The 20,831-nt window shown below is 41.8% G+C and carries 21 protein-coding genes and 1 other RNA gene; 15 read left to right on the top strand and 7 right to left on the bottom strand.

The genetic code is table 11. The annotated features are described in order from the left end of the window. Positions 1-6: 6 nt before the first annotated feature. A complete protein-coding gene (locus tag FBB35_RS30870; protein ID WP_174712794.1) occupies positions 7-1,188 on the top strand; it encodes a class I SAM-dependent methyltransferase in 1,182 nt (393 codons plus the stop codon). A 43-nt stretch (positions 1,189-1,231) separates the two neighbouring features. On the opposite strand, the gene FBB35_RS30865 is transcribed toward FBB35_RS30870, so the two are convergent. Further along, a complete protein-coding gene (locus tag FBB35_RS30865) occupies positions 1,232-1,369 on the bottom strand; it encodes a hypothetical protein (RefSeq protein ID WP_174712793.1) in 138 nt (45 codons plus the stop codon). A 326-nt stretch (positions 1,370-1,695) separates the two neighbouring features. Between FBB35_RS30865 and FBB35_RS30860 the strand changes: the two genes are divergently transcribed. The 9 genes from FBB35_RS30860 to ssrA all read left to right on the top strand — a co-directional run bounded on the left by FBB35_RS30860 (position 1,696) and on the right by ssrA (position 8,613). Next, positions 1,696-2,178 carry an ATP synthase subunit I gene (locus tag FBB35_RS30860; RefSeq protein ID WP_174712792.1) on the top strand — a complete coding sequence of 161 codons (483 nt, stop codon included), beginning with the start codon at positions 1,696-1,698 and terminating at the stop codon, positions 2,176-2,178. A gap of 61 nt (positions 2,179-2,239) precedes the next feature. Further along, positions 2,240-3,001: a F0F1 ATP synthase subunit A gene (gene atpB, locus FBB35_RS30855; protein ID WP_012411161.1), complete on the top strand. Its 762-nt coding sequence runs from the start codon at positions 2,240-2,242 to the stop codon at positions 2,999-3,001. Positions 3,002-3,150: 149 nt separating this feature from the next. Then, complete coding sequence (gene atpE, locus FBB35_RS30850; protein WP_012411162.1) at positions 3,151-3,396, top strand: ATP synthase F0 subunit C; 246 nt, start codon at positions 3,151-3,153, stop codon at positions 3,394-3,396. Between the two features lie 181 nt (positions 3,397-3,577). Next, the gene (locus tag FBB35_RS30845; protein WP_174712791.1) at positions 3,578-4,009 is read left to right on the top strand and encodes a F0F1 ATP synthase subunit B'; all 432 of its coding nucleotides are present in this window, start codon (positions 3,578-3,580) and stop codon (positions 4,007-4,009) included. Positions 4,010-4,171: 162 nt separating this feature from the next. Then, complete coding sequence (locus FBB35_RS30840; RefSeq protein ID WP_174712790.1) at positions 4,172-4,744, top strand: F0F1 ATP synthase subunit B; 573 nt, start codon at positions 4,172-4,174, stop codon at positions 4,742-4,744. Further along, the gene (gene atpH / locus FBB35_RS30835) at positions 4,741-5,295 is read left to right on the top strand and encodes an ATP synthase F1 subunit delta (protein WP_174712789.1); all 555 of its coding nucleotides are present in this window, start codon (positions 4,741-4,743) and stop codon (positions 5,293-5,295) included. The genes FBB35_RS30840 and atpH overlap by 4 nt, the downstream gene beginning before the upstream one ends. Positions 5,296-5,442: 147 nt before the next feature. Beyond that, positions 5,443-6,963, top strand: a complete 1,521-nt coding sequence (gene atpA, locus FBB35_RS30830; RefSeq protein ID WP_174712788.1) for a F0F1 ATP synthase subunit alpha — start codon at positions 5,443-5,445, stop codon at positions 6,961-6,963. A 147-nt stretch (positions 6,964-7,110) separates the two neighbouring features. After that, positions 7,111-8,058: a F0F1 ATP synthase subunit gamma gene (locus tag FBB35_RS30825; RefSeq protein ID WP_174712787.1), complete on the top strand. Its 948-nt coding sequence runs from the start codon at positions 7,111-7,113 to the stop codon at positions 8,056-8,058. 165 nt (positions 8,059-8,223) lie between these two features. Further along, positions 8,224-8,613: a transfer-messenger RNA gene (ssrA, locus tag FBB35_RS30820) on the top strand. Positions 8,614-9,244: 631 nt separating this feature from the next. Here ssrA and FBB35_RS35945 read toward each other — a convergent pair. Next, on the bottom strand, positions 9,245-9,388 hold the full coding sequence (locus FBB35_RS35945) for an AAA-like domain-containing protein (protein ID WP_217481683.1): 144 nt from the start codon (positions 9,386-9,388) through the stop codon (positions 9,245-9,247). Between the two features lie 73 nt (positions 9,389-9,461). After that, positions 9,462-9,911: a helix-turn-helix domain-containing protein gene (locus FBB35_RS30810; protein WP_174712786.1), complete on the bottom strand. Its 450-nt coding sequence runs from the start codon at positions 9,909-9,911 to the stop codon at positions 9,462-9,464. A gap of 939 nt (positions 9,912-10,850) precedes the next feature. On the opposite strand from FBB35_RS30810, the gene FBB35_RS30805 reads away from it, so the two are divergent. The 3 genes from FBB35_RS30805 to FBB35_RS30795 all read left to right on the top strand — a co-directional run bounded on the left by FBB35_RS30805 (position 10,851) and on the right by FBB35_RS30795 (position 15,628). Continuing rightward, positions 10,851-12,590: a diflavin flavoprotein gene (locus FBB35_RS30805; RefSeq protein ID WP_174712785.1), complete on the top strand. Its 1,740-nt coding sequence runs from the start codon at positions 10,851-10,853 to the stop codon at positions 12,588-12,590. A 141-nt stretch (positions 12,591-12,731) separates the two neighbouring features. After that, positions 12,732-14,444: a diflavin flavoprotein gene (locus tag FBB35_RS30800; RefSeq protein WP_174712784.1), complete on the top strand. Its 1,713-nt coding sequence runs from the start codon at positions 12,732-12,734 to the stop codon at positions 14,442-14,444. A gap of 689 nt (positions 14,445-15,133) precedes the next feature. Then, positions 15,134-15,628 carry a hypothetical protein gene (locus FBB35_RS30795; RefSeq protein WP_174712783.1) on the top strand — a complete coding sequence of 165 codons (495 nt, stop codon included), beginning with the start codon at positions 15,134-15,136 and terminating at the stop codon, positions 15,626-15,628. On the opposite strand, the gene FBB35_RS35230 is transcribed toward FBB35_RS30795, so the two are convergent. The 3 genes from FBB35_RS35230 to FBB35_RS30785 all read right to left on the bottom strand — a co-directional run bounded on the left by FBB35_RS35230 (position 15,594) and on the right by FBB35_RS30785 (position 18,002). Beyond that, positions 15,594-16,097, bottom strand: coding sequence for a transposase (locus FBB35_RS35230; RefSeq protein ID WP_254625738.1), 504 nt, complete (start codon positions 16,095-16,097; stop codon positions 15,594-15,596). The genes FBB35_RS30795 and FBB35_RS35230 overlap by 35 nt on opposite strands. Positions 16,098-16,174: 77 nt before the next feature. Next, on the bottom strand, positions 16,175-16,552 hold the full coding sequence (locus FBB35_RS35225; RefSeq protein WP_254625633.1) for a transposase: 378 nt from the start codon (positions 16,550-16,552) through the stop codon (positions 16,175-16,177). Between the two features lie 112 nt (positions 16,553-16,664). Beyond that, complete coding sequence (locus FBB35_RS30785) at positions 16,665-18,002, bottom strand: IS701 family transposase (RefSeq protein WP_174708167.1); 1,338 nt, start codon at positions 18,000-18,002, stop codon at positions 16,665-16,667. 190 nt (positions 18,003-18,192) lie between these two features. On the opposite strand from FBB35_RS30785, the gene FBB35_RS30780 reads away from it, so the two are divergent. Then, positions 18,193-18,642, top strand: a complete 450-nt coding sequence (locus tag FBB35_RS30780; protein WP_254625737.1) for a hypothetical protein — start codon at positions 18,193-18,195, stop codon at positions 18,640-18,642. 560 nt (positions 18,643-19,202) lie between these two features. Continuing rightward, positions 19,203-19,382: a hypothetical protein gene (locus FBB35_RS30775; RefSeq protein WP_174712782.1), complete on the top strand. Its 180-nt coding sequence runs from the start codon at positions 19,203-19,205 to the stop codon at positions 19,380-19,382. A gap of 19 nt (positions 19,383-19,401) precedes the next feature. Here FBB35_RS30775 and FBB35_RS30770 read toward each other — a convergent pair whose 3' ends face one another. After that, positions 19,402-20,694: a dicarboxylate/amino acid:cation symporter gene (locus FBB35_RS30770; RefSeq protein WP_174712781.1), complete on the bottom strand. Its 1,293-nt coding sequence runs from the start codon at positions 20,692-20,694 to the stop codon at positions 19,402-19,404. Positions 20,695-20,831: the final 137 nt, after the last annotated feature.

The raw sequence follows: 20,831 nt of genomic DNA, 5'->3' as shown, positions 1-20,831 counted from the left end.
CTCATCATGTCCGATTCTCAAACTGTTAGTGCTGCTGTTGCCAAACTCTACAATACATATCCCTTTCCGCCGGAAGCTTTGTTGGATGAACCACCTCCAGGCTATAACTGGCGCTGGAATTGGCTAGCCGCTCATAATTTCTGCACAGGTCAAAAACCCCAAAGGCAAGATATTCGGATTTTAGATGCAGGTTGCGGTACTGGTGTAAGTACAGAGTACTTGGTTCACCTCAACCCCCAGGCTTCTGTTGTGGGAATTGATCTCAGTACTGGTGCTTTAGATGTAGCAAAAGAACGTTGTCAGCGTTCAGGGGCTACCCGCGTTGAGTTTCATCACCTCAGCTTGTTTGATGTGGAACAGTTACCAGGTGAGTTTGATTTAATTAACTGTGTTGGCGTTTTGCATCATACCCTTGATCCAATTCGTGGTATTCAAGCTTTGGCGAAGAAGTTAGCCCCAGGCGGCTTGATGCACATTTTTGTGTATGGGGAATTGGGACGCTGGGAAATTCAACTCATGCAAAAAGCGATCGCACTTCTTCAAGGTGACAAAAAAGGCGACTACCGCGATGGTGTCGAAGTCGGGCGAAAAATATTCGCTTCCTTACCAGAAAATAACCGAATTGTCAAATACGAAAAGCAGCGTTGGTCATTAGAAAATCACAAGGATGAACACTTTGCTGATATGTACGTTCATCCCCAAGAAATTGACTACAACATTGAGACGCTGTTTGAATTAATTGATGCTTCGGGATTGGAGTTTATTGGTTTCTCAAATCCGAGTTTCTGGGATTTGGAGAGGCTTTTGGGCAAAGCACCAGAGTTAGTAGAACGGGCAAAAGGATTAAGTGATCGCCAGCTTTATCGCCTGATAGAATTACTAGATCCAGAAGTAACTCATTACGAGTTTTTCCTCGGTCGTCCTCCCTTGACCAAAGCTGATTGGTCAGACGATAATGCTTTATTGGCAGCAATTCCCGAACTTAATCCTTGTCTTGAAGGATTTCCTAGTCAATGCTTCTTTAATTACAATTACCAGATTGTTAATTTATCTGTACCAGAGTTTGAATTTATGCAAAAATGTGATGCTAATTCTACAGTGGCAGAAATTTTGGCAGGTGGGCAACTGGGATTAGATGGAGTAAGAATGCTTCTTCAGCAGCAACTGATTTTATTAACACCAGCTTAATTAAACTGCACTCTGTTACTGGCTTAACAAAAGCAATTTATACTCATGGTGATAAGCGATCGCCCATCACCACTTTTGGTAAATTAATGTAAATTAGGAAAGTACCCAATAAACAGGGTATTGCACATCCTAAAAGTTGGAGTTTTCTGGAATTTAGCAGTGGTGCGATCTTTAATGACAAGCCGCTACTCTACAATTTCTGATTTGCGGTACGTCCATACACTCCTCAAGCACCAGTTGATTTTATTGACACCGACTTAATTCAAACACCAAGATGTTATGTAACGACTTTGGAGGAGGATAATCCACTCAAAAAAGCTGTAATTGGAAGAAAATTTGAATTTTCCGGCAGCGATTATTGATTATTCATCCGCACACTCTCTTACATCATCAGCCACTCTCTTACTTCGGGGAGCGCAATTTTACTGACTGTCTAAGGTTGACAAGAAGTTAATTGTTTTTTCCTAAAGTATTGTTACCGGATCGTGATATGATTCAGCTGACTGAATGTGCAGTCATCATAATTTAGCTGTACTGGTTTCAAGTCTCGTGAGCTTGTCAGACGAATCAATTGCGCCCACTCCGACAACGCAACAAGATGCTAAAACTGGTTCTGGAGACACAGAATCAGGTAACTCTATGCAAGAGTTTCATGAACTCTTCCAGCGATTGTTGGTAATCACGCTTGTCTTGACGGGGGTTATTTTTATCTCTGTGTGGATTTTTTATTCCTTAAACATTGCCCTAAATTATTTAATTGGGGCGTGTACAGGTGTGGTTTACTTAAAAATGTTGGCTAGAGATGTTGAGCAACTTGGTAGTGAAAAAACCAGTTTGAGCAAAACTCGTTTTGCTCTATTTATTGGAGTCATGATCGTAGCAACTCAATGGCGTGAGCTACAGATTTTGCCCATATTTTTGGGATTTCTAACTTACAAAGCCACGCTCCTCGTCTATATGGTGCAAATTGCGTTCATTCCTGATTCTTAAAAAGTTCAGGCTCACAAAGATAGTAATCCCATCCTCGCTCGTTGGGGAAAAAGCTTGAAGAATGCAAATGCTTAGTGTCTTAAACGCCTTTAATTCTTTTCCCCTCGCCGAATTAGAAGTAGGTCATCATTTCTATTGGCAGTTGGGCAATCTTAAAATTCATGGGCAAGTTTTTCTCACCTCATGGTTTGTGATTAGCATTTTAGTAGTGGCTTCAATAGCTGCTACTCGCAACGCACAAAGAATTCCCAAGGGCATCCAGAATTTGATGGAATACGCCCTAGAATTTATTCGTGATTTGGCCAAAAACCAACTTGGTGAGAAAGAGTACCGCCCTTGGGTGCCATTTATTGGCACACTGTTCTTGTTTATTTTCGTATCGAACTGGTCAGGTGCGCTAATTCCCTGGAAGCTCATCAAGCTACCTTCAGGCGAATTGGCTGCCCCCACCAATGACATCAATACGACTGTTGCATTGGCATTGTTAACATCTTTAGCGTACTTTTACGCGGGTTTTAGCAAACGGGGTTTAGGCTACTTTAAGAAATATATAGAGCCAACACCCGTTTTGTTGCCGATCGCAATTCTTGAAGATTTCACCAAGCCACTCTCCCTAAGCTTCCGTCTATTTGGTAATATTTTGGCGGATGAATTGGTAGTCGCGGTTTTGGTGCTGCTAGTTCCTCTATTTGTACCTCTGCCTGTAATGGCCTTGGGTTTATTTACCAGTGCCATTCAAGCCCTGGTTTTCGCCACCCTAGCCGGAGCATACATTCATGAGGCAATGGAAGGGCATGGTGGAGAAGAACATGAGGAGCATTAAACTTCTCAGTTGATAGCACAGTTCCAAGAGCATATTCGCTCAAAACATCGCAAAGCGCGATCAAAAGAACTCATGTGCAGCGTGAAAACCACGTTTCTAATCGTTAACGTACTTTTGTTAGTTTTGTAATCAAAGCAAGGAAAATCAACATGGATCCATTAGTTCAGGCTGCTTCAGTTCTCGCTGCTGCTTTAGCGATTGGTTTAGCTGCAATTGGCCCTGGTATTGGTCAAGGTAACGCTGCTGGACAAGCAGTAGAAGGTATTGCTCGTCAACCTGAAGCAGAAGGAAAAATTCGCGGTACTCTGCTATTAACCTTGGCATTCATGGAATCCTTGACTATCTATGGTCTAGTAATTGCCCTGGTATTGCTGTTTGCTAATCCTTTCGGTTAATACCTGAAAATTTTGTAAGTGTGGAGACGTGAACCATCACGCCTCTACAATCAAAATATTTTGGGTATCGTAATATTTCTAATGTTCAGTTGACCCTTGTTGGCTATGGGTCTCTAAAATATGAAAGGTTGGATGACGTTGCTAGCCATGAAAACTGCTACTCCAGCCAAAGAGGAGACAAATGTTTGATTTCGATGCTACCTTGCCCTTCATGGCATTGCAATTCCTGCTACTAGCAGCTTTATTGAATGCAATTTTCTATAAGCCACTGACCAAGGTACTAGACGATCGCGATAATTATATCCGAACGAATACCCTTGAGGCGCGGGAGAGCTTGGCTAAAGCCGAGCGCTTGGCTACCGAATATGAGCAGCAACTCGCAGACGCTCGCAGACAATCGCAAGCTACTGTAGAAGCCGCTCAACTTGAAGCTAAGAAAATTACTGCCGAAAAAATCGCTGAAGCCCAAAAGGAAGCTCAGTCTCAACGAGAACAAGCTTCTGTTGAAATCGAACAACAAAAGCAACAAGCTTTTAACACCTTAGAGCAACAAGTTGATGCTTTAAGCCGGCAGATTCTAGAAAAACTATTGGGGCCAACTCCAGTTAGATAAACTAACGAGATTGGTTCTGTGTAAAGCATACGCGCAACTGGCCCCTAGTCCAGAGCGCTTAATTAAGTGTCAAAAAAAGGCACTTTTTCCCTTCTGAGGAAAGATACTTAATTTCCTGACGGGAAAATACAACGTATTAGCAAGCGAGCAGCGCACTTGTAAATGGGTATCATGGGGACATTCTTATTACTTGCCGCAGAAGCGAACGCTGTTCACTCTGAATTGGCAGAAGGCGCAGCAGAAGGTGGTTTCGGTCTAAACCTAGACATTTTTGAAACCAATCTGATTAATCTTGCGATTCTGGTTGGCATCTTATTCTACTTCGGACGTAAAGTTTTAAGCAATATCCTGAACGAGCGACAATCTAATATTGCCACCGCAATTCAGGAAGCAGAAGGGCGCTTAAAAGAGGCAAAGACTGCCCTTTCCCAAGCGCAAGAGCAGTTAAAGCAATCTCAGGCAGAAGCAGAACGTATCCGCCAATCAGCCGTAGAAAACGCGCAAAAATCGAAAGAAGCCTTGTTAGCAAAGGCAGCGCAAGACGTAGAACGCTTGAAACAAACAGCAGCAGCAGATTTAAACACCGAAACCGAGCGAGCGATCGCTCAATTACGGCAACGAGTTGCTACACTAGCATTGCAGAAAGTCGAATCACAGCTTAAAGGTGGGATTGCCGACGATGCTCAACAAAGTTTAATTGACCGCAGCATCGCACAACTGGGAGGCAATGTATGACAAGTCAAATAGCCGCAGCCGAAGTCGCCCAGCCTTATGCACAGGCGCTTTTGTCAATAGCGCAATCGAAAAATTTGACAGAAGAGTTCGGGGGAGATGCGCGGACTTTTCTGGGACTGCTAAGGGCAGACAAACAGCTACATAACTTCTTCAGCAACCCGTTTATTCAGTCTGAGAACAAAAAAGCTCTCATCAAACAAATACTCGGTGAAAGCGCTAACCCCTACTTACGTAACTTTTTGTTAGTGCTAGTAGACAAACGCCGCATTGCATTCTTGGAATCGATTTTTCAACAATATCTGGCGCTGTTGCGGCAGCTGAATCAAACCGTATTAGCGGAAGTGATTTCAGCCGTTCCCCTCACAGAAGCTCAACAGCAGGCAATTACAGAAAAAGTGATTGCTATAACTAATGCTCGCCAGGTAGAACTAGAAACCAAGGTAGACAGTGAGTTAATTGGTGGTGTGATCATTAAAGTAGGTTCGCAGGTAATTGATGCCAGTATCCGGGGTCAGCTGCGTCGCCTTTCATTGCGCTTAACTAATAGCTAAAAAATTGGGACTGGGGACTGGAGGCTGGGTACTGGGGACTAGGAAAAAGATTATAGTCATAAATTCTTTCCATCCCTAATCCCTAATCCCCAGTCCCTAATCCCTAGTCCCTTTTACTTCCGTCTCGAAAGCAAACAAGATAGACACATGAGCATATCAATTAGACCTGACGAAATTAGCAGCATTATCCAACAACAAATCGAGCAATACGATCAAGAGGTCAAAGTTGCTAACGTTGGTACCGTCCTACAAGTAGGTGACGGTATTGCCCGGATCTATGGTCTGGAAAAGGCTATGGCTGGGGAACTCTTAGAATTTGAAGATGGCACAATTGGCATCGCCCAAAACTTAGAAGAAGACAACGTGGGCGCGGTGTTGATGGGTGAAGGGCTGGAAATTCAAGAAGGTAGTTCTGTAACCGCCACTGGTAGAATTGCTCAAATTCCAGTCGGAGAAGCCTTAATTGGACGAGTTGTAGACGCTTTGGGTCGTCCCATTGATGGTAAAGGAGACATCAAATCCTCAGACAGCCGTTTGATTGAATCTCCAGCACCCGGTATCATTGCCCGTCGATCTGTACACGAACCTATGCAAACGGGTATCACAGCTATTGACTCAATGATTCCCATCGGTCGTGGTCAACGGGAATTGATTATTGGCGATCGCCAAACCGGTAAAACTGCGATCGCAATCGACACCATCATCAACCAAAAAGAAGAAGATGTAGTTTGTGTATACGTTGCGATCGGTCAAAAAGCCTCCACCGTCGCTAACGTGGTGCAGACATTGCAAGAAAAAGGCGCGATGGATTACACCGTCGTCGTCACCGCTAGCGCCAGTGAACCAGCAACCCTACAATACCTAGCTCCTTATACAGGCGCAACTATTGCTGAGTACTTTATGTACAAAGGCAAAGCTACCCTGGTAATTTACGATGACCTTTCCAAGCAAGCCCAAGCTTATCGCCAAATGTCCCTGTTGCTACGTCGTCCACCCGGACGCGAAGCTTACCCTGGAGATGTATTCTACATTCACTCTCGTTTGTTAGAAAGAGCCGCAAAGCTAAGTGACGAATTAGGTAAAGGCAGCATGACCGCCCTACCAATCATCGAAACCCAAGCTGGCGACGTTTCAGCATACATCCCCACAAACGTAATTTCCATTACCGATGGTCAGATATTCCTGTCTTCTGACTTATTTAACGCTGGTATCCGTCCGGCAGTAAACCCTGGTATTTCAGTATCCCGCGTGGGTTCTGCGGCTCAAACCAAGGCAATGAAAAAAGTTGCCGGTAAGATTAAATTGGAACTAGCCCAATTTGACGATCTGCAAGCTTTCGCTCAATTTGCTTCTGACTTAGATAAAGCCACTCAAGACCAGTTGGCACGTGGTCAACGGTTACGCGAACTCCTCAAGCAACCACAAAATTCGCCACTCTCGGTATACGAGCAAGTAGCAATTCTTTACGCTGGTATCAATGGTTACTTGGATGATGTGCCTGTAGATAAAGTCACCACCTTTACCCAAGGTCTGCGGGAGTACTTAAAGACTGGTAAAACCCAGTATGCCGAAGGAGTAAGAGCCTCCAAAGCACTAGGTGATGCAGAAGAAGCTGCCTTGAAAGAAGCACTTACCGAATACAAGAAGACTTTCAAAGCAGCAGCGTAATTACAGTGCTGAGTGCTGAGTGCCGAGTGCTGAGTAGCTATAAGTGTTGAGTTTAAGAAAGTTTTTCATTCAAAACTCAAAATTTCAAACTCAGAACTCAGAACTCAGAACTCAGAACTCAGAACTCAGGACTCAGAACTTAAAGTTATGGCCAATCTAAAAGCAATACGCGATCGCATCCAGTCGGTCAAAAACACCAAAAAAATCACAGAAGCCATGCGTCTCGTAGCTGCGGCTAGAGTGCGTCGGGCGCAAGAACAAGTACTAGCAACTCGCCCCTTTGCCGATCGCTTGGCACAAGTATTATATGGTTTGCAAAGCCGTTTGCGTTTTGAAGAAGCAAACCTACCACTGCTGAAAAAACGCCAAGTTAAATCAGTCGGGTTGTTGGTTATTTCAGGCGATCGCGGTTTATGCGGCGGCTACAATAATAACGTTATCCGTCGTGCAGAAAACCGCGCAAAAGAAATCAAGGCAGAAGGTTTAAACTATCAATTTGTACTCGTCGGGCGCAAAGCTACACAGTACTTTCAGCGCCGCGATCAGCCCATTGATGCCACCTATAGCGGCTTAGAACAAATCCCCACCGCAGCCGAAGCCAATCAGATTGCCGATCAACTACTTTCTTTATTCCTTTCGGAAGAAGTAGACCGCATCGAATTAATCTACACCAGATTTCTTTCCTTGGTTAGCTCCCGTCCTGTAATCCAAACCTTACTGCCCCTCGATCCGCAAGGACTAGAAGCGGGTGATGACGAAATCTTCCGCTTGACAACCCGTGGCGGTAAATTTGAAGTAGAACGGGAGAAAGTGGCTAGCCAAGTCCGCGCGTTGGCTCCTGACATGATTTTTGAGCAAGATCCAGTACAGATCCTCGATTCTCTGTTGCCCCTGTATCTGAGTAACCAGCTATTGCGGGCGCTGCAAGAATCTGCGGCTAGTGAACTAGCAGCGCGGATGACAGCTATGAGTAATGCCAGTGAAAATGCGGGTGAATTGATAAATACCCTCACATTGTCTTACAACAAAGCCCGACAAGCTGCAATTACCCAAGAACTCCTTGAGGTTGTAGGTGGTGCTGAAGCACTAACTTAGAAAAATACTTGTTGTGGATCGTGGCAAATAGCCAATTGCTAATGGTTTAAAATTAGCAATTGGCTATTTCCAGTAATTAGAGCCATATATCCTGACTCTGATAACTACAAATTACGAATTACGAATTACCAAATTCCGTATTATAATTGAAATATAGAAACGCATGGGTCCGTCACGGTTTCGACAGGTTGGCGAACGCTGCTCTGTGATTCAGGTCGAGAGTGAGTCTCCTCTCGAAAATCAAAGGCTCAAACAAAAAGTAAATGCGAATAACATCGTTAACTTTGCTCGTAAGGATGCTCTAGTAGCTGCCTAAACACCTCTTATAGGTTCGAGCGTCTTTAGTTTGACTCCGTTAAGGACTGAAGACCAAACCCCAACGGATGCTCTAGTAAGCGTTCTCTGGTTGGCTTGCTGGCTAAGATTAAATCAGAGAATCCTACGTTCGGGATAATGAACGATTCCCGCCTTGAGGGTCAGAAAGGCTAAACCTGTGAACGAGCGGGGGGTCAATACCCAATTTGGACAGCAGTTCGACTCTGCTCGGATCCACTAAGAATAAATAACAAGTCCACCTGATATTTGATATCAAGGTGGATTTTGTTTTGCGCTGTCTGAATATAACTTGAAGTTTAATGGCATTAAATAAATAGATGGAATTAAGTCAAGAAAGGAATCAATTCAAAACCAAAATCCAAAATTATTCGAGTTTTCCAAGGAAAATTTAGATTAAATCATAAAAAATACGAACAAGCAATTTTGAGCATTTGTGGACTTTCAACATTTTCTGATGAAACCTTGGGTATTGATTTTCTCAGAGCCTAGCGTGAATTTTTTCTTTTTCAAATTTAAATAATTCCTTGATACTAATCTGTAAAAATTGCTGGGAATGAGATTTTGCAAGAATTCCTTTTTCTATGCTATGAGAGGGAGTGACAAGTTCATTACGCTCTTTTAATAATGGTTGCAGCCACTTGTTCTTAATATTTCAATTCAACTGAATTAAGCTTATACAAGTAGTTTAAAAGAACAAGCATATTTAGATAGGTGGAAATCTCATTACTAGAAATATAACTTAATACTTAATAGTCTATGGTTTGATTTGCCTTAGTTTGCCCTTAAAAAAACCTTTATTCAGGCTGCTAAAATCTTCTGGGTCTGCATAATGAAGGTTGAAAGGGATGTTTCAATATCCCCGCTTTGCAAGTTGCGGCAAAATCCTAGCCATTAAAGATATCTTACGTATCAAGCCAGATGCTTTAATCTGCAATAAAGCACCTGGCCGCAAAAGTATCTGATAATAAAGAGATGCAATAGGAGGGCGTTCCACATAAATGAAGTCTGGTTATGGCTCACAGACAAACAGCTCTTCAGTTTTAGTTTTAATATTACTGTCGTTGTGTTCAAGATATGCGATCGCTTGTACGTGCGGTTCCAAACCTTCTTCCCCTTTGTTTAAGTATCCGTCGTAACCGATCTGCACTCAAGCTTACCTGGCGTTCAGATGCCAGTTTTTTTGCTAATTGTTTAGAGTTATAAGTCTGTGACTCTTGAGCTAAACAATTTTCTAGATAAACCAAATCTGATTCTGAATATCGAGGTTTTCCACCTCGGCCAGGAGCATCCCACAGACCTACTAAACCCATCTTTTCCCAACGATGAAGGGTTTGACGTACTGTTGAAATTGCCCAGTTCAAACCTTTAGCAATTTGCTCATTTTTTAAGCCACGATTATTTAGCAGTAAGACTTGAGCTCGATCCTTGGTGCGTTGAGGAACATGTTTGGCTTTTCTTAACTCTTCTAAAGTCAGCTTTTCTTGCTCAGTTAGAAAGACTTTTAATCGGCATCCCATAATTAATAACCTTTTACACAGTTAATCGTTGCAATCTTTTTTTAAAAATTTGTTAGCGTTGTTCTAATTAATGTCTAAAGTCGATAATAAAAGACTGTATCATTAAAATTCTTCAATTGTTCCTATGAATACGGTGATTTATGGAAACTTTAAAAATAATTTTTGCGCTATTTTCCATTGAAATAAGCAGAAAAACATATACATAGAAGCCTTCTTCCTTTTTATTCAACTCATCTCTGGAAATTTTTCTTAACTATCTCCAAAAAATATCTATTTTCTCGACTTTACATAAATTTTATATTTAACATAACAATATTATTGCTTGAAACAAAAATATATTCAATACCTATTGGAGATAGAAAAATTTGTGTTGCTTTTCCTATTTTTAGGACTTTTCCTACTTTTCCTACTTTTCCTACTTATTCGTAAGATAAGGAATTAAAAAACTAACTTGTAATCCATCTTCTTAAGACAATTATTTTGCACCATAATTACAGAGTTTGTTTATAAAGCCTAGTATATTTTTATCATTTATACGTCACTCTCAAAAGAACCAACTTTTATTTATCAACTTTCTTGTGCAGCCAGTCAAGAGTCAAAAGGTAATTGAAGAGCAAGCTTTTTGAGTTGTACTGAGTTTCAGATAATAGTACTAAATGTATGATAGTAGTTTTTATTGTCAAATAATTTAAAGAAAATGATATTTTTAAATTAAAATAAAATTAGATAAATTAAATAGCAAAATAAAATACTAAGTATATTTTTCGAAATCAACTAATATTGAGTAGATTTTTTGAGTCATATTTCTTGCTAGAAAACAGCAATAATTGATACAAGTTAAATTTTTCAAAAACTGATATTCATTACAACTTAAACAAAAAATAATAGAGAGAATGGGGGCAGAAGAAAAACCTGATAATTTGCGCTCGGAGACGAATAATGGTAGCGATGTCTACGACAGGCAATGCCCACGCAGAGAACGTTCAACATCGGCTAACTATACAAACTGTAGAAATTGCCCCTAACACAACGGCGATTCGCTCTCTTGATTGGGACCGCGATCGCTTTGATATCGAATTCGGGCTGCAAAACGGCACAACCTACAATTCATATCTAATTAGGGGTGAACAAACAGTTTTGATTGATACTTCTCACCAGAAGTTTCGCGATCTGTATTTAGAGACTCTAAAAGGTCTTGTTAATCCTAAGACAATTGATTACATAATTGTCAGTCACACAGAGCCAGACCATAGTGGCTTAGTAGAAGATGTCCTGCAATTAGCTCCTAGAGCCACCGTTTTAGCCTCAAAAGTTGCGCTTCAGTTTTTGGAAGGTTTAGTACACGATCCTTTCTCGAAGAGGGTTGTAAAAACCGGCGATCGCATCGATATCGGTAAAGGCCACGAAATGGAATTCGTGAGTGCGCCTAACCTGCACTGGCCGGATACAATCTTTAGCTTTGACCGCAAAACCCAAATTCTTTACACCTGTGATGCTTTTGGGATGCACTTTTGTGACGATCGCACCTTCGACGAAGATTTAGAAGCGATCGAAGCTGACTTTAGATTTTACTACGACTGCTTGATGGGCCCTAACGCTCGTTCGCTGTTGAATGCGATGAAGCGGATGGGTGATCTTGGAAAGATTAATATTATTGCAAATGGTCACGGCCCGTTATTATACCACCATTTAGATGTTCTAACAGGCTGCTACGAAAATTGGAGCCAAAAGCAAGCTAAAGCAGAAACAACAGTTGGCTTGTTTTTTGTCTCAGAATATGGATATGGCGAGCGTCTTGGTCACGCAATTGCCGAAGGTATCTTGAAAACTGGCGTTGGGGTAGAAGTACTGGATCTGAGTACTGCTGAAAGCCAAGAAATTCAAGAACTAGCCGGGAGAGCAGCTGGCATCATTATCGGGATGCCCCCAACTACCTCCGCCGCCGCTCAAGCTAGTATCAGTTCGGTGCTAGCTGTCGCTAAAAACAAGCAATTTCTTGGGCTGTTTGAATGTTACGGTGGGGATGATGAACCCATTGATACACTCCGCAGACAATTTCTTGACTCTGGCATCAAAGAAGCTTTCCCACCTATTCGGATTAAAGAGACTCCCAGCGCATCAACATTCCAGTTGTGTGAAGAAGCGGGTAAAGACATCGGACAATTGCTAGTGCGCGATCGCAACATCAAGCAGATCAAGTCCCTTGATGTCAACATGGAAAAGGCGCTGGGTCGCATTAGTAGTGGACTATATATAGTCACCACGAAAAAAGATAATGTCTCAAGTGCAATGCTGGCATCCTGGGTAACGCAAGCGAGTTTGCAACCATTAGGATTCACAATTGCCGTTGCGAAAGACCGCGCCATTGATTCCTTAATGCAAGTAGGCGATCGCTTCGTCCTCAACGTTTTAGAAGAAGGTAATTTTCAAGAACTCAAGAAACACTTTCTCAAGCGCTTGCATCCCGGTGCTGACCGCTTTGCGGGAGTGAAAACTCAAATCGCGAAAAACGGTTCGCCGATTCTGGCAGATGCTTTGGCATACATGGAATGTGAAATACAGACCAGTATGGAATGCAGCGACCACTGGATTTTATACTGCACCGTCCAAGAAGGTCGTGTTTCCAAGAACGATGGATTGACAGCCGTTCGCCATCGCAAAGTAGGTAATTACTACTAGGGATTAGGGATTGGGTATTGGGTATTGGGGATTGGGAAAACTCTTCCCCAGTCCCCATTCCCCATTCCCCAGTCTCTGTTCCCCAGTCCCCAGTCCCCATTCCCCATTCCCCAGTCTCTGTTCCCCAACTATAAAACAGCTATGACCAATTCCAAGCCACGCGACGTACAAGTTCTACCAATTGCTACAAATACTAAGGCGATCAGAGCACGTAGTTGGTCACGTCTGCGGTTTGAAATTGAATACGCACTTGAAAGAGGCACTACCTCCAATTGCTATTTAATTGAAGCTGATAAAACCGTACTTATCGATCCACCGCCAGAAAGCTTTACCGAAATTTATTTAGAGGCATTGCGGCAGACTTTAGATTTACAAAGTTTGGATTATATAATCCTGGGCCATTTTAGTCCCAATCGAGTTGCAACCCTGAAAGCAATTTTAGAACTGGCACCACAGGTAACTTTTGTCTGTTCTCTTCCTGGTGCGAACAATTTGCGTGCTGCTTTTTTAGAGCAAGATTTAAATGTCTTGGTGATGCGGGGGAAAGAAACTCTGGATTTGGGTAAGGGTCATGTTTTGAAATTCTTACCCACTCCGAGTCCGCGTTGGCCGGAAGGACTTTGTACCTACGACCAGCAAACTCAAATTCTCTACACAGATAAGTTATTTGCAACTCATCTTTGTGGTGATGAAGTGTTTGATGATAACTGGGAAGCGCTCAAAGAAGACCAGCGTTACTACTTTAACTGCCTAATGGCTCCCCAAACTCCTCATGTGCAAGCAGCTTTGGAGAAAATATCAGATTTGCAGGTGAGAATGTATGCTGTGGGTCATGGACCTTTAGTACGCACCAGCTTAATCGAACTTACCAAAGCTTACGGAGAGTGGAGCCGTTCTCACAACGATCGCGAAATTTCCGTTGCCCTACTTTACGCTTCAGCTTACGGGAATACGGCGACTTTAGCACAAGCGATCGCTCTGGGACTAACTAAAGGTGGAGTTGCAGTCAAATCAATTAACTGCGAATTTGCTACCCCTGATGAAATTCGTATCAACCTCGCACAATCAGAGGGTTTTATCATCGGTTCTCCTACCATTGGTGGTCATGCGCCAACTCCCATTCACACTGCTTTAGGGATTGTGTTATCGAGTGGTGACAACAGCAAACTCGCCGGGGTATTTGGTTCCTACGGCTGGAGTGGCGAAGCATTTGACTTAATCGAAGGTAAACTCCGGGATGCTGGATATCGCTTTGGCTTTGACACCCTGAAAGTGAAGTTTAAACCTGATGATGTCACTCTCAAATTCTGTGAAGAACTCGGTACAGACTTTGCCCAAGCACTGAAAAAAGCTAAAAAGGTACGCGTACCCCAACAAGCTGCGACTCCAGTAGAACAGGCTGTTGGCCGGATTGTTGGTTCCGTTTGCGTGGTGACAGCAAAACTTGGAGAAGTGTCTACCGCAATGTTAGGCGCTTGGGTTTCTCAAGCCACCTTCAACCCACCTGGAATAACAGTTGCGATCGCTAAAGAACGAGCGATCGAATCTTTGATGTATCCAGGCGGTAAGTTTGCCTTAAATATTCTACCTGAAGGCAACCATCAAGATTACATGAAGCATTTCCGTAAAACTTTCGCGCCAGGGGAAGATCGATTTGCTAACTTTAGTACAGCAGTTGCAGATAACGGTTGTACTGTCCTTACCGACGCTTTAGCATATTTGGAATGCTCAGTCAATCAACGTCTGGAATGTGGCGATCACTGGGTTGTATATGCAACTGTGGACGAGGGTAAATTACTCAAACCTGATGCTATTACAGCCATTAACCATCGCAAAACTGGCACTCATTACTAACTCTTTATTGGTCAATACGGTTCAGTTAAGGATTTTTAGTAGTGATTGTCGCGTCTCTACCAAAAAACCCCTTGCAAAAGTATTTTTGCACTCTTGGGGAAAAGGGAAAGGGTTTTCTCTTACCCCTTTTCCCGACTTATGCAAGAAGTCTAAAAGTTTGTCCCTTAACTGGACAAATTGTTTTATAGGTACTCTCTAACTTGGGAGATTATCTGGCAATGCGACTCTAGCAGCCTTTTTGCGACTTACTCCGTCTGCTAGGAATACAATCAACCACTGTAAGTAGGTCGGCGTAAAGCTAACTGGCTAAGGCTGTCCTTTGTCATTAGTCTTTAGTGAGGGTTTTAAGCCTATTTAGTTTCGTAACATACTTAGTTTTTTTTCACGCCAACTTACTTAGATGTCTGTACATCTAAATGAATCCACCTACACATGAGAGTGAGAGGTGGATTCATTTTTTTGCTGGGAACAAGGTTTGGAAGTAAGAGCGCGTTCTGCTTTAGTCAAGAATTCAGCCAGAGCAAAATATAGTTAAGCAAAGATTATGAAAAGCTTAAAGTCTGGTATTATCACTAAATGTAATGTTTTATGACTAAGCCAAAAAATTTATTACTTAGTCACTGGAAATAAGGAGATCCTAATTGATTAGGAAAATAGACACGCAAAGTTTTCAGCTTAAACCGCTTGGAATGTACTTGGTTGAAGCTGAACTGATTACTCCAGAAGAATTAAATACAGCACTCAAGACACAAAAGTTGAGTGGTAAGCAGTTGGGAGAAGTTCTGTCAATGCATGGTTTTGTTAAGCAACAAACCATTGAGTACTTCATGTCAAACGTTGTATTGCCAGAGCGACGCGAAATCCTAAAAAATCAATCTTGTTCAGATAACGGTAAGAGCGATCGCATATCTGTAGTTGAGTCCACAAATTCTATAAAATCAGAAGATGCGATCGCTCTTTTGCAATCATCGAATAAATTGAAAGTATATATTTCTACCAACAAAACCCTCAAATTCCTGCTAGGGGTAGTATTGTGCTTTGCTCTTGTCAGTCTTTTGGCTAATTACAATGTCTATTATCTACCTGACTTTCCTGGGAGAGATATCTTTAGAATTCTATTCGATCTCAACAGCGAGCATATAGCGGTTATCAGTCTTGTGAGGTACAGTAGCAGCAGTGAGTAAACCAACCCAGCAAATTCTCTATTGTCACTTCTGCGAATGCCGTATCTAATGCCTGGAGTAAATCAGGGTATGTCCTTGCACCGATGCGACGGAGAATGTTCTTAATCTTGGACCAACAATTCTCAATCGGTGAAAAATCGGGAGAATAGGGGGGGAGATAAATGAGATGAGCGCCAGCAGCGATGAGCAAAGCTTCAAGTTCATCACTTTTATGGATTGAGCAGTTATCCATGATCACCACTGCACCAGGCCAAAGTTTGGGTACGAGCTTTTGGGCGATGAAGGCATCAAAAGTCAAAGCATCGATAGAACCTAAGCCACTCCATTGGGTGAGCAGTCCTTTCAAGCTAATTGCACCAATTACCGAGACATTTTTCCCTTTGCGGTTGGGCTTTTGAGCATAGGCCTGAAAGGCCAGGCAAGGCGCGGGCACATTTGCGGATGAAGGACAGATTAACTCCCGATTCATCTAAGAAAATCAGCTCTTCGACGGGTATCCCCCTCAAGAGTTTCCAGTACTCAAATCGGGCTAGTTGGACTTCATCACTACCTTTTTTTGTGAGGTGGAGACTTTTTTTTGAGGTTGAGGTGAAGTTTCCAGCGAACCATCCGATTCACCGTAGCTACCCCAATTAAGACCTCTGTTTTCTCGTAAAGTCGTTCCCGCAATTCGCTTAACGTCGCATCGGGCTGTGCTATGACGAGTTGGCGCAGGATTTCTAACTGTTCAGCATTCAACTTTGTTGCTGTCTGCTCAGTCCGCACCTTGGGGCCTATCATCCCCAATTCTCGATGGCGTTTGAGTAAATTTTGCACAAAACTTAAGGTGACACCAAAGTTTTTAGCCAGTTTTCGTTGGGAAATGTCACCGCAGGCATAAGCATCAACTATTTTTTGACGCAAGTCGAGAGAGTAGGCTTTCATCACCACCAATTATCAGTAGAATTGCTCTCTCCTACTGTACTGAAGTAGACTGATAACCGCTATAACCCTCTTCTGTCACTCTCCGAGATAAGCAAGTAGTAAATAAGTGAAATCATCCAGAAGCAAAAAAGGGTTTAAATTGGTTCATGGCACAAATTAAATGATTAAATCCTAGCAATAAATGAGAATTTGGAAAAATATCTAACCAGGGATAAATCAGCCAAAATAGTAAAAGAGGTTGGACAATTAAACGAAGATTATTAAGAGTATTCTTCCATCCAGAATTATGATTCCATTGTTGATGATGAGAAAAATCTACACAATTAACATAACTAGTACCTATCACCTCAGTTTCAATTTGAAGAGATTGATTTAAGGCTAAAAAGGCTGGGGAATTTAGACTAATCATTGTGTAAACACAAAAAATAATTTCCCACCATCTCTCTATATGTTGAAAATTTGTCAAGCGATAATCTGTCCAGCCGAGTTCCTGTTTACATTGTCGAAACCCATATTCTACCCAGGTTCTTAATCCATATAAATCGCCTAAAGTTTTTTTGAGATTTCCTTGAAGATTCGTCATGACAAATGAAGTGGAATTATCCGGCATTGTTTCTGGATCAGTAGTTATTTCCCAGTAAGTTATGGCTCTTTTTTTACCATAAATTATTTCTCGGATATATCTGATTTCGGATTTTTTATTACTAAATGTTCTCTCAAATTTGCACCACTTGTTAGCTCTAACGCTCTGATTAGCTGGTAGCCAGACTCCGTGATTACTTCTAATTGCTACAACATAAGCTAATTCATATTCATTGAGCTTTTTGATGAATTTGCTACTTTCACCATATAAACTATCGGCTAATACTAATTCAATATTAAACCCCTCATTTATTAATTCTGTAATAATTTCTGACGCTAACTCTATTTTGGTTTTATATTTATCTCCTGATTTGAGCGTCCCTTTCGGTTTAAATACTTTGAAACTTAATGGAAATGTTACATTTTCATAAACTCCATAAGCATTGACTGATACTATTCCATTATCTATTTTTCCTACACTCCCTAGATATTGTCTTGCAACATAATCTGTCTTTTTACCTTTTTTCCTATCTCCAGTTTCATCTATTACTACGGTTATCGCCTGACTATTTAATGCTTTCTTTAATTTATCTAATCTTCGGCTCTTTAATTTATTTGCTGACCAATCTGAATAGGCTATGAAATGATGTAATGACTGTGCCGAGTTTATACTTACTACTTTGGCTATTTCTGGTAATGATTTTCTTTTTATTGGTGCAATTATCCCTAAATGTAAATATTTGAAGCATTCATAATTTCTTACTTCTTTGAACAGGTCTTTATACTCTGCACAATATTCATCTATGATCGCAACTGTTGGCTGGGCATCTCTTGCCAAATGTTTTAGGATTTGTAATTCTACATCCATTGCCCTGCTTACCTGAAGAGAGTTTTTTCTTTTAATCCTTTTATTCAGAATACTCGGAAAGTGACAGAAGAGGGATAATATTCCTACAATTTACTCTGGAGGAGCTTTACTATTTTGTTCTATTCTGCTGGAGATCATCTTCCAAGCTCAGAGGTTAGCTAAGAATAAAGATGTCTGGGCATGGAGAGGATTGTCAATAGTTTTTGCTGGTTTATTCTTAGATGAATTGATTGGTCTTCATGAAAGACTAACTACACCACTGCGAGGTACATTTAATACTAGTGGTTCTCTTTACTACGCTTGGGTGATTGCGGGTGCTATCTTCGTACTCCTCTTTTTGCTAGTATTTGGGCGATTTGTCGCCACTCTTCCTGGCAAGACACGACGCTTATTTTTCATTGCTGGAACAATCTACATAGCAGGTGCAATCGCTAGTGAATTAGTAGGCGGATACTATGAATATTACTATACCCCCTTTAACATGGTTTATGTCTTCATAGCAACTATAGAAGAAGTGCTAGAGATGGTAGGCATAGTTATCTTTATCTATGCGCTGCTGTCGTACATAAGTTCCAATATGAAAGGTATAGATATAGGAGTCCACATTGTTGATTATAAGAAGCAAGACCAGCGAACTTAGCTCAAACATAGCCAAGGCATTTTATTACAAAAATTATCTTTTTTCTTGTGGGATAGGCATTTTGCCTATCCCAGTTTTTTTGTTGATATGCAGAGTAGGCGTAAGTAAATATTAGTTATCTTTAGAGAGATATTTAAGGTTTTAAAGTCTTAGACTATACACAATATATTCTTGTATTACAAAATCATCTACGGGCAGTTTTCCTCTCTCTTGAACTGCTCGACCGCTCGCGGACGATCGCCTAGCGTCTCGTAGAGAAGCTATACCGCAGGCTTTACACTGCGCTATCTGCCTCCTGCCTTCATTGTAAGGTTAGGCTAGGAAAATGAACCTAGTATCAACCTACGTAGAGATACGAAATTTCAGGGAATTAAAAAATAGTTAGTGCAATTTCAGTATTAAAGCGGAAACAACATCAATTTACTTGCTGAAATTCCGCAATTGCCACCAGGACAATTGCAAAACCGCAGTGTAGTCTTTAACTAGAAAAACACTATCAGGCAATTGCTAGACAAAATGCCGACTATGGCCGCTAAACTTTTATAATATTTGTTGTTCTTATGGCTCCAAAACACACCAAAATTAAATTTCCCCTTTGGCAGTATCTGAACCAGCCTTTATTTAGTCACGATAATAAATTAGTATTGAATCCCCAACGCTTTGCATTCATCTGGCGGCTTCGACTTCTAGAACGCTGTTGGGCTAAAGAATGTGATGCCAAAGGACCCCAACAGCATTAGCTACCTGAAAAGCTTCAAACTAAGCCTCGTCTACAGAACGAGGCTTTTTGCCGTCAAGTAAAGCACTGACAGTCATATCTCCCATAACATTAATCGCGGTGCGGCAGCGATCTAAAAACCAGTCGATGGTAACTAGTAAAGCAATGTACTGGGTAGGTAAGCCTACAGAAGTGAACACTAGTGTCATCGTTACCAGTCCAGCATTGGGAATATTCGCCGCACCTACAGATGCAAAAATCGAGGTCAGAATGACAATTAACTGCTGTCCGAGAGTCAGATGTTGCCCAATAAGTTGGGAGATATACAACGCAGACATTGCTTCATAAAGGGCAGTGCCATCATTATTGAAATTTGCCCCTACTAATGCCCCCAAAGCAGCAGAAGATTCCCTTAAGCCAACTTTTGTTTGCAAAACCTCAAAAGTTACGGGCATTGCTGCCGCAGAGGAAGAAGTTGAAAAAGCTGTTAAAAAGGCATCAGATCCGCCAGCTAGGAATTTTAGCGGGGGTACCCAAGAACCAAATTTTACTCTAGTGAGGTAATAGCACGCCTGCAATGCTAGGGCTAACAGCACCGCCAGAATAAATGCACCCAAAGATTTAAACGGTGTAAATCCTTGCATCGCAACTGTTTTAGCAACAATCCCAAAAACGGCGAAAGGCACTAAGGCAATTACCCAGTTGAGGACACCGACTACCGCCTCAAACAAAATCCCGATGACATCCTCTATCGGCTGGTATCCTTTTTTCCCTTGGGCAATTTGTTCAGATTTTAAGCCCCGCAGGACAATGCCAAAACTTAGGGCAATAACAATTAGTTGAATGACATTATTATCAACTAATGGCTTAAGGACAGCTTCAGGTACAGCATCTTTGAGTATTCCCCAAGGGTCTAGACTCTGAGTAGGTATTTCTGTAGTTGTTGAGGTAGCTACATTGCCCCAAGTTCCCGGACGCAGCACATTCGCTACCAAAAGTCCCACTAAAATAGCTACGGTAGTGTTAGTCAAAAGTAACACTGCCAGCCGCCGTCCGGCTGTACCGGGGATATCGGTAGTCATTAAGGTATGCAGCACCGCTACCAATATTAGGGGCGTAGCTAGGGCGCGGAGAGCCTTTAGCACCAATTCAGCCGGAATTGCTAAATTGTTGATTAAGGTGGCATTGCTGGGATTAGGATTCCCCGCACCAAGGGCAATTCCAACGCTGACTGCGGCTACTAGGGCGATGAGAATTTGCAATGTGAGAGGGATACGCTGCCACCAAGGGCTAGCTTTGGTTCCAGGCGAAGTAGTACTCTCTGTTTGACTCATTAGTTAGATGCTGATGAACTGCTGTAACTATTAAAACAACACTGATGACAGTGACAATTTCGGAAAAAGAACAGCTTTAATTTTAGGTAAAAACTGCTAATGTAATATTCCGTTGCTTTGCAAAATCCGGCTTGAAA

Origin of the sequence: Nostoc sp. TCL240-02, assembly GCF_013343235.1 — a bacterium.
Taxonomy (GTDB): Bacteria; Cyanobacteriota; Cyanobacteriia; order Cyanobacteriales; family Nostocaceae; genus Nostoc.
The sequence above is the reverse complement of the archived record's forward strand: the minus strand, read 5'-3'. Positions and strand labels throughout refer to the sequence as shown.

Bases quoted from the DNA above. Each gene is read 5' to 3' on its own strand.
- FBB35_RS30775 (WP_174712782.1), top strand. From the start codon at position 19,203: ATGGCTCCAAAACACACCAAAATTAAATTTCCCCTTTGGCAGTATCTG.
- FBB35_RS30785 (WP_174708167.1), bottom strand. From the start codon at position 18,002: ATGGATGTAGAATTACAAATCCTAAAACATTTGGCAAGAGATGCCCAG.
- atpB (WP_012411161.1), top strand. From the start codon at position 2,240: ATGCAAATGCTTAGTGTCTTAAACGCCTTTAATTCTTTTCCCCTCGCC.
- FBB35_RS30805 (WP_174712785.1), top strand. From the start codon at position 10,851: ATGGTAGCGATGTCTACGACAGGCAATGCCCACGCAGAGAACGTTCAA.
- atpA (WP_174712788.1), top strand. From the start codon at position 5,443: ATGAGCATATCAATTAGACCTGACGAAATTAGCAGCATTATCCAACAA.
- atpE (WP_012411162.1), top strand. From the start codon at position 3,151: ATGGATCCATTAGTTCAGGCTGCTTCAGTTCTCGCTGCTGCTTTAGCG.
- FBB35_RS30810 (WP_174712786.1), bottom strand. From the start codon at position 9,911: ATGGGATGCCGATTAAAAGTCTTTCTAACTGAGCAAGAAAAGCTGACT.
- FBB35_RS30825 (WP_174712787.1), top strand. From the start codon at position 7,111: ATGGCCAATCTAAAAGCAATACGCGATCGCATCCAGTCGGTCAAAAAC.
- FBB35_RS35225 (WP_254625633.1), bottom strand. From the start codon at position 16,552: ATGAAAGCCTACTCTCTCGACTTGCGTCAAAAAATAGTTGATGCTTAT.
- FBB35_RS30840 (WP_174712790.1), top strand. From the start codon at position 4,172: ATGGGTATCATGGGGACATTCTTATTACTTGCCGCAGAAGCGAACGCT.
- FBB35_RS30800 (WP_174712784.1), top strand. From the start codon at position 12,732: ATGACCAATTCCAAGCCACGCGACGTACAAGTTCTACCAATTGCTACA.
- atpH (WP_174712789.1), top strand. From the start codon at position 4,741: ATGACAAGTCAAATAGCCGCAGCCGAAGTCGCCCAGCCTTATGCACAG.
- FBB35_RS30795 (WP_174712783.1), top strand. From the start codon at position 15,134: ATGTACTTGGTTGAAGCTGAACTGATTACTCCAGAAGAATTAAATACA.
- FBB35_RS35230 (WP_254625738.1), bottom strand. From the start codon at position 16,097: ATGAATCGGGAGTTAATCTGTCCTTCATCCGCAAATGTGCCCGCGCCT.
- FBB35_RS30845 (WP_174712791.1), top strand. From the start codon at position 3,578: ATGTTTGATTTCGATGCTACCTTGCCCTTCATGGCATTGCAATTCCTG.
- FBB35_RS30860 (WP_174712792.1), top strand. From the start codon at position 1,696: ATGTGCAGTCATCATAATTTAGCTGTACTGGTTTCAAGTCTCGTGAGC.
- FBB35_RS30770 (WP_174712781.1), bottom strand. From the start codon at position 20,694: ATGAGTCAAACAGAGAGTACTACTTCGCCTGGAACCAAAGCTAGCCCT.
- FBB35_RS30870 (WP_174712794.1), top strand. From the start codon at position 7: ATGTCCGATTCTCAAACTGTTAGTGCTGCTGTTGCCAAACTCTACAAT.